Here is a 12365-nt window from a genome sequence, read left to right on the forward strand (position 1 = left end):
CCGGCCCGTACGCCTCGGCTCTCACTGCTCGGGGCTCACTGCTCCGGGCTCACTCCTCGACGAGGAGCTTCTCGCGCAGCTGGGCCAGGGTGCGGGCCAGCAGGCGCGAGACGTGCATCTGGGAGATGCCGACCTCCTGCGCGATCTGCGACTGCGTCATGTTCCCGAAGAAGCGAAGAAGCAGGATCCGCTTCTCGCGCGGAGGCAGGTCCTCCAGGAGCGGCTTGAGGGACTCGCGGTACTCGACGCCCTCCAGCGCCTCGTCCTCGGATCCCAGCGTGTCCGCCACGGCAGGCGACTCGTCGTCCGTGTCCGGGACGTCCAGGGACAGCGTGGAATACGCGTTGGCCGACTCCAGGCCCTCCAGGACCTCCTCCTCCGAGATCGCCAGCTTCTCGGCGAGCTCGTGGACCGTGGGGGAGCGGCCGTGCAGCTGCGACAGCTCGGCCGTCGCCGTCGTCAGCGCGAGACGCAGCTCCTGAAGGCGCCGCGGGACGCGCACCGCCCAGCCCTTGTCGCGGAAGTGGCGCTTGATCTCACCGACGACCGTCGGCGTCGCGTACGTGGAGAACTCCACGCCGCGCTCCGGGTCGAAGCGGTCCACCGACTTGATCAGGCCGATCGTGGCGACCTGGGTCAGGTCGTCGAGCGGCTCGCCGCGGTTGCGGAAGCGGCGGGCCAGGTGCTCGACGAGCGGCAGATGCATACGGACCAGCTGATTGCGCAGGTCCGCGTACTCGGGGCTGCCGTCCTTCAGGCTGCGCAGCTCGATGAACATCAGCCGTGCGCCGCTGCGGTCCCGCGGATCGTGCGTGCGCTGCTGGTCACCGTGTCGCTCGTGCTCGCTCATCCATCCCGCCCGTCGCGCGTCCGCTCCTGCGGAGATCTTCTCCCCGCCGGCCGGCTCTGCCTGCTCCGACGCATCGGTCACCGCCGGCGGACCCGGCCGTTCGAGGTCCGCGGGGTCCTCCGGGTGCGGCCGGGCCTGCTGTTCGGGGATGCCGTCGGCAAGTCGCCGCATCCCGTCCCCGCCGTCGGCCGGGAGGTCCTGTGTGCCGTGCTTCTCGTCCCGCACCGGCCCGTCCCCGTTCGTCACGCCGGCCCGGGACCCGCGCCGCGCTGTTTGTAGAGGCTGATCGAGACGGTGTTGTCGTCGGCGACGGTGGAGTCCACCTTGCCCGCGAGGGCCGACAGCACAGTCCAGGCGAAGGTGTCGCGCTCCGGGGCGCGGCCGTCGGTGGTGGGCGCCGAGACCGTCACCTCCAGCGAGTCGTCGACGAGCCGGAAGACGCAGCTGAGGACCGAGCCGGGCACGGCCTGCTGGAGCAGGATCGCGCACGCCTCGTCGACCGCGATGCGGAGGTCCTCGATCTCGTCGAGGGTGAAGTCCAAACGCGCCGCGAGGCCGGCCGTGGCCGTCCGCAGCACCGACAGGTAGGCACCCGCAGCCGGCAGCCGGACTTCTACGAAGTCCTGATTCCCGGGCTCGCCTGCGATCTGGGACACCCTCACCTCCATGGTGGTACAAGCACTTTCGGGCTCCGGAGGGTACGTCCCCCGGGTGACGCGCTATGTGTTCAGCGGTGACGCTACCGCGCGCCCAAGTCTTCTGTCCCGGGGACCCCCGGCCCGTTGGTGTCACTCATAGTAAGCCTATGAGTACGGACAGTGGCTAGAGGGTGTGCGGGCTCAATTGGAAAGAGCGGGCGCCGGGTTGACGTACCCAGGCCTCGCGCGGTCGAACCGCAAACCGGCGTGGTCCTCAGACGAGCAGGTCGTCCACGAAGCACCAGCGCCAGCTCTCGCCGGGCTCGAACGTCCGGATCACCGCGTGGCCCGACTCCTTGAAGTGCTGCGTCGCGTGCCTCATCGGCGAGGAGTCGCAGCAGCCCACATGCCCGCATTCCAGACAGAGCCGCAGCTGCACCGGGTGGCTGCCGGCCGCGAGGCACTCCGGGCAGGTGTCGCTCAGGGGCGCGGGTTCGGGGTGAGGCAGCGCGTCGACGTGCGGGCACTCGTTCATGATGGCCAGGTTACGACGGGCGGCGGCGTGGCGGACGGCGGAGGGACGGCTGATGGATGTATTGCCCCTGGTGGCACTGATCGCGGCGAGCGCGGCGGTCGCGGGGGCCGCGCGCCGGACCCCGGTCCCCGCGCCGCTGCTGCTCGTCGCGGTCGGACTCGTGGCGTCGTACCTGCCCGGGGTGCCGCAGTACACGCTCGACCCGCACATCGTGCTGCCGCTCATCCTGCCGCCGCTGCTGCACACCGCGGCCCTGGAGAGCTCGTACCTCGACCTGCGGGCCAATGTCAGGCCGGTCGCGCTGCTGTCCGTCGGGTACGTGCTGTTCGCGACCGTCTCCGTCGGCTGGCTCGCGTACGAGCTGATCCCCGATCTGCCGCTGACGGCCGCGCTGGTCCTGGGCGCGGTGATCGCCCCGCCGGACGCGGTCGCCGCGACGGCCATCGCGCGCAGGGTGGGGCTGCCCGCGCGGATCACGACGATCCTCCAGGGCGAGTCCCTGGTGAACGACGCCACCGCGATCACCGCCTACAAGGTGGCGCTGGCCGCCGCGGTCGGGGAGGGCGCGAGCTGGGCGGGCGGGATCAGGGAGTTCCTGGTGGCGTCGGTCGGCGGGGTCGGCGTCGGCCTCGTTCTGATGGTGCCGCTGCACTGGCTGCGGACCCACCTGAAGGAGGCGATTCTCCAGAACACGCTCTCCCTGCTGATCCCGTTCGTCGCGTACGCGGCCGCCGAGCAGGTCGGCGCCTCCGGGGTGCTCGCCGTGGTCACCGTCGCCCTCTACCTGGGACACCGCTCCTGGCAGGTCGACTTCGAGACGCGGCTCCAGGAGGCCGCCGTGTGGAAGGTGGTCGCCTTCATCCTGGAGTCGGCGGTCTTCGCGCTCATCGGGCTCCAGATGCCCGTCGTCCTCGAGGACCTCGGCGAGTACAGCGTCGGAGAGGCCCTCGGGTACGCCGTCGCGGTCTTCGTGCTCGTCGTGGTGATGCGCTTCGTGTGGTCGTATCCGGCGACCTATGTGCCCTGGTGGCTGTCGCCTCGGACCAGGGAGCGGGAACGGGACACCGACTGGCGGCGGCCGCTCGTGGTGAGCTGGGCCGGGATGCGCGGTGTCGTGTCGCTCGCGATCGCCTTCTCGATCCCGCTGTTCGCCGACGACGGGAGCCCTTTCCCCGCGCGCAACCTGGTCCTGTTCCTGACGTTCACGACGGTGATCGGCACCCTCGTCGTGCAGGGTCTCTCGCTGCCCTGGCTGATCAGGATCCTCAAGCTGCCGGGACGCGACACGCAGGCCGAGACGCTCGCCGAGGCGCAGGCGCAGAACGCCGCCTCCCGGGCCGCCGAGGAGCGCGTGAACGAGCTGATGGAGGACGAGCGCAACTGCCTGCCCGCGCCTTTGGAGGACCGGCTGCGGACCGTCCTGGAGCGCCGCCGCAACTCCGTGTGGGAGCGGCTCGGCCAGGCCAATCCGGTGACGGGAGAGTCCGCCGACGACACCTATCGCAGGCTCACGAGGGAGGCCATCGCGGCCGAGCGCGAGGTCTTCGTACGGATGCGGGACGAGCGGCGGATCGACGACGAGATGATGCGCACACTGCTGCGCAAGCTCGACCTGGAGGAGGCGGCGGCCTACCGGGAGGTCGGCGACTGACCGGCCGCTACGGAGAGGGCGTTCCCGTGACGACGGCCGTGAGCCGGGTGCCCGGCGCGAACGCGCCCTCCTCGGTGAGGGTGAGCAGGGCGTACAGGAGCTTGGCCACGTAGAGGCGCTCGACGGGCAGGCCGTGACGTTGCTCGAAGTCCTCGGCGAAGGCGAGGAGGTCGGGGGTGGTGCGGCCGTAGCCGCCGCAGTGGAAGCGCTCGTCCAGGAACCAGTCGCCCCGCGGACCGCCGAACGCCGCCTCCTGGAGGGTGCGTATCTCCTCGCCGAGGAAGCCGCCCCTCAGGACGGGTATGCCGAGCGCTCGCTGCCCCTCGCCGAGTCCGGCGGCGAGTCCGGCCAGGGTGCCGCCCGTGCCGCAGGCGACGCCCACCACGCCGGCGGCCCCTCGCAGTTCCTGCCCGAGTTCCGCGCAGCCGCGGACGGCCTCGGCGTTGCTGCCGCCCTCGGGGACGACGTAGGGCGGGTCACCGTCGCGCGGCGCCACCTCGCGCAGGATGCGCGCGAGCGTGGCCGGATTCCGCTTCTCCCGGTACGTCGTCCGGTCGACGAAGTGCAGGCGCATGCCGTCGTCCGCACAGCGCGCGAGAGAGGCGTTGAGGGGCTTCCCCGCGAGTTCCTGGCCCCGGACGACGCCGATGGTCCGCAGGCCCAGGAGGCGGCCCGCGGCGGCCGTGGCGCGCAGGTGGTTGGAGTAGGCGCCGCCGAACGTGAGCAGCGTGCCGTGACCCGCGGCGGCCGCCGCCGCCAGGTTCGGGGCCAGCTTGCGCCACTTGTTGCCGGGCAGGTCGGGGTGGATGAGATCGTCGCGCTTGAGCAGGAGCCGCACCCCGTGCCGGTGGAACCGGTCGTCGGCGACCGGCTCCACCGGCGAGGGCAGCCGGGGGTGCAGGGACGGGCGCGGGAGGTGCGGGATCACCTGTTCATTGTGCAAGCGGGGCGACGAGGGCCGCGTGCGGAGGGCGGCTACTTGAGCCGGTCGCGGATGCGGCCCCGCATCGAGGCCATCGTGAAGCCGCGCGGGTCGACCTTGCCCGGCTGCCACTCGAGGTGGCCGATCACCGAGCGCTCCGTCCAACCGTGATGGCGGCACACCGCGGCCGCCGCCCTCTCGACGGCCTCCAGCTGTGCGGCGGGCCAGGGGTCCTCGCCGTCGCCGAGGTTCTCGCACTCGAAGCCGTAGAAGTGGCGGTTGCCGTCCGTGTTCGCCTCGTTGTCGTGGGGCAGCGTCTTCTCCGCGACGACCGCCCGCAGCACGTCGTCGTCGCCGAGGCCCGCGTGGTTGGCCCGGCCGTAGCCGACGAGATGGACGCGGCCGTCCTTCGTGATGACGCCGTGGCACAGCGGGCCCGGCAGGTCGGCGTGCCCCTTCCGGCAGAGGTCGACGGTCTGCTCGCTGCCCGATGTCACGGTGTGGTGGATCATCACGCCGTTCACCGGGCCCCAGGGGCCCTTGTGGTTGCGGTTGTGGTGTCTCCAGTCGCCGACCTCGACCACCGTCAGGCCTTCGTGCCTGAGGGCGTCCAGAAAGCTGCTCGCGGACATGGGTGGGGCCACGGCCGCCTCCTTCGCGGGTGCGACGGAAGCGGGGCGCGTCCGTCTCGTACGCCGCTTGTACCCGAACCGGCCCACCGGAACTACTTGTTCGCATCGCGTGCGAGCCGTTCCGGTCATCGAGGGCCGTTCCGGTCAGGGGGCGCCGGCGTGCAGGTGTACGTGCCCGCGTGCCTGCGTGCAGTCGGGTGGGAGGCGGTGCGGCGGCCTCAGCTCCGCAGGAAGCCGTCCCCGTGTTCCGCGACGTGGTGCTCCAGGGCTCCGATCGCGGCCTGGGTCGCCTCGGGGGTGCCGGTGCCCTTCCGCTCCGCGTAGTAAGCGGCGCCCAGCTTCTTCAGGAGGTCGGAGCCCGCCCGCTGCGCCTGCACCTCGTCCAGCTTCTGCTTGCCCTGCGTGAGCCCTCGCTGCGCCTGCTCCTTGGCGCGGTCCAGGAAGCCTGTCATTGCCGTCTCCCGTCTTCGGTGCCTCGGTGTACCGGTTGAACGCCCGCCGGGATCTTGAAGTTCCGACGTCAGGAAGTTCCCTACCCGGAAAAACGGGCATCGTGCCCCGTCCACCCTCACCCAACCCCGCTCGTTTGTGTAATGGCGCGGCCACGATGCGTGCTGGAAGGGTTGTCGCCGCAGGTCAGTTCTTGATCGGGAGGCATAGCCCATGTCGGTAGGCGAAGAGGTCCGCACGGAGCAGGCCGGGCCGCAGCAGAGTCTCGGCACATCCGCCGCGCGGAATCTGGCCACCACCACCAAGTCCGCGCCACAGATGCAGGAGATCAGCTCCCGGTGGCTGCTGCGGATGCTGCCCTGGGTGAATGTGCAGGGTGGCACGTACCGGGTGAACCGGCGGCTCAGCTACTCGGTCGGCGACGGACGCGTCACGTTCGTGAAGACCGGAGACCAGGTGCGGGTCATCCCCGCGGAGCTCGGCGAACTGCCGGTGCTGCGGGACTACGGGGACCAGGAGGTGCTCGAGGAGCTCGCGGTGCGGTGCCGGCAGCGCGAGTACGCGCCCGGTGAGCTGCTCGTCTCGTTCGGCAGCCCCGCGGACGAGGTGTTCCTGCTGGCCCACGGCAGGGTCGAGAAGATCGGTACCGGCCCCTACGGGGACGACGCGGTCCTCGGGGTCCTGGCCGACGGGGCGTACTTCGGCGAGCAGGCGCTGCTCGACCCGGAGGCCATCTGGGAGTACACGGCGCGCGCCGTGACCGCGTGCACCGTGCTCGCGCTGCCCCGCCAGGACCTGGAGCAGGTCGCGGAGCGCTCCGAGAGCCTCGCCGGGCACCTGGGAACGCTGCGGTCCATCCCGGAGCAGCGGGCGAACAAGTTCGGCGAGAAGCAGATCGACGTCTCCGCCGGCCACGTCGGCGAGGCGGTGCTCCCGGGTACGTACGTCGACTACGACGCGGCGCCCCGCGAGTACGAGCTGAGCGTCGCCCAGACGGTCCTGCGCATCCACTCGCGCGTGGCGGACCTGTACAACCAGCCGATGAACCAGACGGAGCATCAGCTCCGGCTCACTGTCGAGGCGTTGAAGGAGCGCCAGGAGCACGAGCTCATCAACAACAGGGAGTTCGGTCTGCTCAACAACTGCGAGTACGAGCAGCGGCTCCAGCCGCACGACGGTGTGCCCAGTCCGGACGACATGGACGAGCTGCTCAGCCGCCGCCGGGGATCGAAGCTGTTCCTCGCCCACCCGCGGGCCATCGCCGCGTTCGGGCGCGAGTGCAACAAGCGGGGACTCGTCCCGGAGTCCATCGACGTCGGGGGCAACCGCATCCCGACCTGGCGCGGGGTGCCGATCTTCCCGAGCAACAAGATCCCCGTGTCCGACGCGCGCACGACGTCGATCATCTGCATGCGTACCGGCGAGGAGGAGCAGGGCGTCATCGGCCTTCAGCAGGCGGGCATCCCGGACGAGATCGAGCCGAGCCTGTCGGTGCGGTTCATGGGCATCAGCGAGCAGGCGATCATCTCGTACCTGGTGACGACGTACTACTCGGCGGCGGTGCTCGTGCCGGACGCGCTCGGTGTCCTGGAGAACGTCGAGATCGGCAGGTGGCGTTGAAGCTCGGGACGCAGACGAAGCAGTCCATAGCGCCGCAGCAGCAAGGGGGGCCGGGCGGACGGGACGCAGAGATGGCGGCGGACGGTCAGGAAGCGGCGGTGATCCTAGCGCAGGCCAGGGCCCAGGTCGACCCGGAGCTGCGCAGGGCGGTGGAGACCCTGCCCGCGTCGCTGCGCCGCATCGCGCGTTACCACTTCGGGTGGGAGCAGGCGGACGGCACCGCGGCCGCGGGGCACGCGGGCAAGGCCATCAGGCCGGCGCTCGTCCTCGCCGCGGTACGGGCGCTGGGGGGCGCTGCGGAGCTCGCGGTACGGGCGGCGGCGGCCGTGGAACTCGTCCACAACTTCACGCTCCTGCACGACGACGTCATGGACCGGGACACCACGCGCAGGCACCGGCCGACCGCGTGGACCGTCTTCGGGGAGGCCGACGCGATCCTGGCCGGCGACGCGCTCCAGGCGCTCGCGCAGCGGCTGCTCGCCGAGGACCCGCATCCGGCGGCCCGGCCGGCGGCGGCCCGGATCGCGGCCTGCGTGATGGAGCTGTGCGAGGGCCAGGTCGCCGATGTCGCCCTGGAGAGGCGCGAACCGGACAGGGTCACGCTGGACGAGTGCCTCGTCATGGCGGAGGCGAAGACGGGCGCGCTGCTCGGCTGCGCCTGCGCGGTCGGCGGGTTGTACGCGGGGGCCGAAGAGGAGGAGGTCGCGGCCCTCGACGGGTTCGGCAGACAGGCCGGGCTCGCGTTCCAGCTGATCGACGACGTCATAGGGATCTGGGGGGATCCGGCCCGTACGGGCAAGGCGGCGGGCGCCGATCTCGCGGTGCGCAAGAAGTCGCTGCCGGTGGTGGCGGCGCTGGCCTCGGGCACGCCCGAAGCCGGTGAACTGGCCGCTCTCTACGGGGTGGTGGGACCGCAGGACGGCCCGCCGAAGGAGGGGGAGCTGGAGGCCATGGCGCTGGTCGTCGAGCGCGCCGGGGGGCGCGACTGGGCGCAGCTGCACGCGGCGGACCGAATGTCCCGGGCGGTGCACCAGCTGTCCAGGGCGGTCCCGGTGCCGGAGGCCGCGGACGGACTGCTGTCGCTGGCGGAGTTCGTGACGCGGCGCAGCCACTAGGGGGGATCCATCGGCAGGGAAGGGGAGTTGACGTGACGGCGGGCCCCGCGCTCCGGGAGGAGCGCGGGGCCCGTACCCGTGTGCGGAACCGATCGCCTAGGCTGCAGCGGGCCGGCGCGTGGCGGCCGACCGGCGCAGGGACACGGCCCGTTGAGGCGGGCCGCGACGTGAGGGGGGCGGGGCCATGGGCGTGGCGATCCGGAGGGCCACGGAGGGCGATCGGGCGGACCTGGTGCGGCTGCTCGACGAGGCGTTCATGGACGACCCGGTGAGCGGCTGGGTCTTCCCCGGCCTGGCGCACCGTCGCCGCAGGCACGCCGGACTCATGGCGGCCTTCATCGACATCTCGCTGAGCGAGGGGTATGTCGACCTCACCGAGGACGGCGCCGCGGCCGCGCTCTGGCTGTCGGTGCCCGCCCGGCCGCACGGGACGGGCGGCCCGGACGAGGGTGACGACGGTCCTGCGCAGCTGCGCGCCGCCGTGGACCCGGACAACGGACGAGTCGAGGAGATCGGCCGGTTGACCGCCGGGATCCACCCGCGCGAGCGCGCGCACGAGTACCTGTGGATGATCGCCGTGGACCCGGCGCGGCAGGGCCAGGGCCTCGGCACCGCGCTGATGGAGCCGGTCCTCGACCGCTGCGACCGCGAGGGTGTGGCGTCGTATCTGGAGGCGAGCAGCGACCGTAGCCGTGTGCTGTACGAGCGGCTCGGCTTCGTGTGCACCGGCAGCGGGATCGCGCTGCCGGACGGGCCGACGATGTGGCCCATGTGGCGGGACCCGCAGGTGAGTTGAGCCCCGGCTGTCAGGGTGCGGGCGGCTGCTCCTGCGGCACGATCGTGCGGACGATCCGGTCCATGAGCCCCTCGGGGACGCTCACGCCGGGCACGGCGCCGTCCAGCATCCCCGGCATGGTGAGGTGTTCCAGGATGAGTCCCAGCGCGGCGAGGTAGAGCACGGTCACCGTCTCCGCGCCGCCGGGGAGCCCGGACCCGGTGTGGAACGAGATCCCGAAGTCCAGGTCGGCGCGGAGCGACTTCATGAGGGACGCCCGCAGTTCGGGCCTGCGCCCCGCCTCGAGGCGCATCTCCATCATGGCCAGATAGCCCGTACGGTCGCGCTGGGCGCGGCTCAGCAGATCGTGCATGAACGCGGCGACCAGTTCGCGGTCCCGCGGCCGCTGGAGGAGGTCCGCGACGACCGCCGGGTCCGGGGCCAGCCGCTCGTGCAGCCATGTGTCGATCTGGTGCAGCAGGTCGTCCCGGCTGGAGAAGTAGTTCGACGACGTGCCCGTGGGGACGGCTGCCGCCGCGTCCACCGCGCGGAAGGTCAGGCCGCGCGCGCCCTCGGCGGCGAGCACCTCCACCGCGGCGTTCACCAGGGCCACCCTGCGCTCCGCGTTCCGTGCCATCTGTGCGCTCCTTCCGGCCGGAGATCCGAAGAGCCCGCCGAACCGGATTCCCGAATCCCCTTGTAACCACTACAAGTGAAGCACTATAACTGTAGTCGTTCGAGCGGGGGCACGGCGGGAAACCCGTCCGGCGGTCCACTCGAACACCCCTGTCACCTGCGGAAAGAGACCCACTTGCGCAAGCTCACGTACTTCGTCGCCGTGTCGATCGACGGTTTCATCGGCGGTCCCGACGGAGACGCGAACGCCTTCATGCCCTTCGTGGACGAGGAGTTCCTCGAGTTCCTCACGACCGAGTACCCCGAGACCATCTCGGCCGAGGGCCGGCGGATCCTCGGTCTGGAGCACCTGGCCAACAAGCGCTTCGACACCGTCATCCAGGGCCGGGCCAGCTACCAGGTCGGCCTCGACGCCGGTCTGACCAGCCCGTACGGGCATCTGCGCGAGTACGTCGCGGCGCGCTCGATCGAGAAGTCCCCCGACCCGAACGTGGAGATCGTCGCCGATGACGTCGTCGGCAAGATCCGCGAACTGAAGGCGGAAGACAGCGAGTTCGGCATCTGGCTGTGCGGCGGCGCGACACTCGCCGGTGTGCTCGCCGACGAGGTGGACGAGCTGGTGATCAAGACGTACCCGCTGGTGTTCGGCTCGGGCATGCCGATGTTCGGGTCCGGCTTCGCGATCGGCGAGTTCGCCCTGGAGGAGAACCGGACGTTCGGCAACGGCGTGATCGTGCGGACGTACGGCAGGAAGAGGCAGGGGCTGCCCGGCTAGAATTTTTCTCCGGGCGGTGTCGAGAACGCTGCTGCCGCTCCGACGTCTCCAGTGAAGCCGCCCGCGCCCGGCGGGGGCTTGGCCGAAGGAGCGCAGAGCCATGAAGTACCTGATGATGGTGACGGGCACCCAGCTGGACTACGAGGCCATGGCGGGCAAGGCGTCCGAGGGCAATCCGGCCTGGGGCGAGAAGGACATCCAGACGATGTTCGCCCACATGCAGAAGATCAACGACGACCTCGCCGAGACCGGCGAGATGCTCGCCGGCGAAGGTCTGGCGGAACCTGCGAAGACCCGCTTCGTCACGCCGGACGCTCAGGGGCGGCCCGTCATCAGCGACGGCCCTTATGGGGAGACGAAGGAGCTGCTCGCCGGCTTCTGGATCCTCGAGTGCGAGAGCCTCGACCGGGTCACCGAGATCGCCGAGCGCGTGGCCGCGTGCCCCGCCCCCGCGGGCGCACCCGTCCGCCCCGTCGTGATCCGCCCCATCCTGGACAGCGGCGGCGACCTTTGCTGACCGCGTCGACCGAGGACCTGCTGCGCCGCCACGCGCCGCAGGTCCTCGGCGCGCTGGTGCGCCGCTACGGACACTTCGACGCCGCCGAGGACGCCGTGCAGGAGGCGCTGCTCGCCGCCGCGCGCCAGTGGCCCGACGCCGGGGTGCCCGACAATCCGCGCGGCTGGCTCATCAAGGTCGCCTCGCGCCGCCTCGCCGACACTCTGCGCAGTGACGAAGCGCGGCGCAGGCGCGAGGAGGCGGACGCCGCGCTCACCCCGCGCGACGCGTTCACGGCCCCGCCGCCCGGCGAGAGCCGTGCCCCCTCCGAGGACGACACCCTCACCCTGCTCCACCTGTGCTGCCACCCCGACCTGACCCCCGCCGCCCAGGTCGCCCTCACCCTGCGCGCCGTCGGCGGCCTCACGACCGCCGAGATCGCCCGCGCCCACCTGGTCCCCGAGCCGACCATGGCGCAGCGCATCAGCCGCGCCAAGCAGCGCGTACGAGGAGTGCGCTTCCGTCTGCCCGAGGACTGGCGCGAGCGGCTGCCCGCCGTGCTCCAGGTCCTCTACCTGATCTTCAACGAGGGGTACACGGCCACGTCGGGACCCCGGTTGCAGCGCGCCGACCTGGCCCGCGAGGCGATTCGGCTGACCCGGGCCGTGCGGGCGCTGCTGCCGGGCGACAGCGAGGTCGCGGGGCTGCTCGCTCTCATGCTGCTGACCGACGCGCGCCGCGCCGCCCGCACCGACGCGGCGGGTGAACTGGTGCGCCTCGACGAACAGGACCGCACCCTGTGGGACCGCGCGGCGATCGACGAAGGCGTCGCACTGGTCACCCTCGCCCTCCCGCGCGGACCGGCCGGTCCGTATCAACTCCAGGCGGCCATCGCCGCGTTGCACGACGAGGCGGCGAGCGCCGAGGACACCGACTGGCCGCAGATCCTCGCCCTCTACGACCTGCTCGTGCGGGCCGTGCCCGAGGGGGAGGCGATGGCCGCGCTCGGCCGGGCCGTCGCCGTCGCCATGGTGCACGGCCCCGAGGCGGGCCTGACGGAGACGGACAAGCTGGCGGACGCCCTCGGCGGGCACCACCGGCTCGCCGCCGTCCGGGGCCACCTCCTGGAGCTGGCCGGGGACCGCGACGCCGCGCGGGCGGCCTATCAGGAGGCGGCGGGTGGCACGCTCAGCCGCCCGGAGCAGCGTTATCTCCAGCTGCGTGCGGCCCGGCTCGGCTGAGGCGGGCCGGGGCGGCCGAGGGGCGGTAC

The 12365-nt window shown here is 71.8% G+C and carries 14 protein-coding genes; 7 read left to right on the top strand and 7 right to left on the bottom strand.

All coding sequences use genetic code 11. From position 1 onward, the window contains the following. Positions 1 to 49 precede the first annotated feature (49 nt). The 3 genes from ACFC96_RS30605 to ACFC96_RS30615 form a co-directional block, all read right to left on the bottom strand. On the bottom strand, positions 50 to 1096 hold the full coding sequence (locus tag ACFC96_RS30605; RefSeq protein WP_376258063.1) for an RNA polymerase sigma factor SigF: 1047 nt from the start codon (positions 1094 to 1096) through the stop codon (positions 50 to 52). Continuing rightward, positions 1093 to 1506 carry an anti-sigma regulatory factor gene (locus tag ACFC96_RS30610; RefSeq protein ID WP_100595936.1) on the bottom strand — a complete coding sequence of 138 codons (414 nt, stop codon included), beginning with the start codon at positions 1504 to 1506 and terminating at the stop codon, positions 1093 to 1095. Before ACFC96_RS30610 ends, ACFC96_RS30605 begins: the two co-directional genes overlap by 4 nt. Positions 1507 to 1762: 256 nt before the next feature. Beyond that, complete coding sequence (locus ACFC96_RS30615; RefSeq protein ID WP_376258064.1) at positions 1763 to 2023, bottom strand: UBP-type zinc finger domain-containing protein; 261 nt, start codon at positions 2021 to 2023, stop codon at positions 1763 to 1765. Positions 2024 to 2075: 52 nt separating this feature from the next. Here ACFC96_RS30615 and ACFC96_RS30620 point away from each other — a divergent pair, with 52 nt between their 5' ends. Further along, complete coding sequence (locus tag ACFC96_RS30620) at positions 2076 to 3674, top strand: Na+/H+ antiporter (protein WP_376258066.1); 1599 nt, start codon at positions 2076 to 2078, stop codon at positions 3672 to 3674. 7 nt (positions 3675 to 3681) lie between these two features. Here the strand turns inward: ACFC96_RS30620 and ACFC96_RS30625 are convergent, their stop codons facing one another. From ACFC96_RS30625 to ACFC96_RS30635, 3 genes are all read right to left on the bottom strand, one after another. After that, entirely contained in the window at positions 3682 to 4602 is a 921-nt protein-coding gene (locus ACFC96_RS30625; RefSeq protein WP_376615140.1) for a 1-aminocyclopropane-1-carboxylate deaminase/D-cysteine desulfhydrase, read from the bottom strand. Between the two features lie 47 nt (positions 4603 to 4649). After that, positions 4650 to 5240, bottom strand: coding sequence for an N-acetylmuramoyl-L-alanine amidase (locus ACFC96_RS30630; protein ID WP_376258070.1), 591 nt, complete (start codon positions 5238 to 5240; stop codon positions 4650 to 4652). A 206-nt stretch (positions 5241 to 5446) separates the two neighbouring features. Further along, positions 5447 to 5680, bottom strand: coding sequence for a hypothetical protein (locus ACFC96_RS30635; RefSeq protein WP_376258072.1), 234 nt, complete (start codon positions 5678 to 5680; stop codon positions 5447 to 5449). Between the two features lie 211 nt (positions 5681 to 5891). Between ACFC96_RS30635 and ACFC96_RS30640 the strand changes: the two genes are divergently transcribed. The 3 genes from ACFC96_RS30640 to ACFC96_RS30650 all read left to right on the top strand — a co-directional run bounded on the left by ACFC96_RS30640 (position 5892) and on the right by ACFC96_RS30650 (position 9209). Beyond that, entirely contained in the window at positions 5892 to 7298 is a 1407-nt protein-coding gene (locus tag ACFC96_RS30640; RefSeq protein WP_376615142.1) for a family 2B encapsulin nanocompartment shell protein, read from the top strand. A 71-nt stretch (positions 7299 to 7369) separates the two neighbouring features. Next, positions 7370 to 8413: a family 2 encapsulin nanocompartment cargo protein polyprenyl transferase gene (locus ACFC96_RS30645; RefSeq protein WP_376615144.1), complete on the top strand. Its 1044-nt coding sequence runs from the start codon at positions 7370 to 7372 to the stop codon at positions 8411 to 8413. 184 nt (positions 8414 to 8597) lie between these two features. Next, complete coding sequence (locus ACFC96_RS30650) at positions 8598 to 9209, top strand: GNAT family N-acetyltransferase (protein ID WP_376615146.1); 612 nt, start codon at positions 8598 to 8600, stop codon at positions 9207 to 9209. A 10-nt stretch (positions 9210 to 9219) separates the two neighbouring features. On the opposite strand, the gene ACFC96_RS30655 is transcribed toward ACFC96_RS30650, so the two are convergent. Then, positions 9220 to 9825, bottom strand: coding sequence for a TetR/AcrR family transcriptional regulator (locus ACFC96_RS30655; RefSeq protein ID WP_376258078.1), 606 nt, complete (start codon positions 9823 to 9825; stop codon positions 9220 to 9222). A gap of 174 nt (positions 9826 to 9999) precedes the next feature. On the opposite strand from ACFC96_RS30655, the gene ACFC96_RS30660 reads away from it, so the two are divergent. The 3 genes from ACFC96_RS30660 (at position 10000) to ACFC96_RS30670 (ending at position 12336) form a co-directional block, all read left to right on the top strand. Further along, a complete protein-coding gene (locus tag ACFC96_RS30660) occupies positions 10000 to 10599 on the top strand; it encodes a dihydrofolate reductase family protein (protein WP_376615148.1) in 600 nt (199 codons plus the stop codon). A gap of 100 nt (positions 10600 to 10699) precedes the next feature. Continuing rightward, on the top strand, positions 10700 to 11116 hold the full coding sequence (locus ACFC96_RS30665) for a YciI family protein (RefSeq protein WP_376258082.1): 417 nt from the start codon (positions 10700 to 10702) through the stop codon (positions 11114 to 11116). Next, positions 11110 to 12336: an RNA polymerase sigma factor gene (locus ACFC96_RS30670; RefSeq protein WP_376615150.1), complete on the top strand. Its 1227-nt coding sequence runs from the start codon at positions 11110 to 11112 to the stop codon at positions 12334 to 12336. The genes ACFC96_RS30665 and ACFC96_RS30670 overlap by 7 nt, the downstream gene beginning before the upstream one ends. The last annotated feature ends 29 nt before the right edge of the window (positions 12337 to 12365 follow it).

The organism is Streptomyces sp. NPDC055955 (assembly GCF_042270245.1).
In the GTDB taxonomy this organism is placed as follows: Bacteria; Actinomycetota; Actinomycetes; order Streptomycetales; family Streptomycetaceae; genus Streptomyces.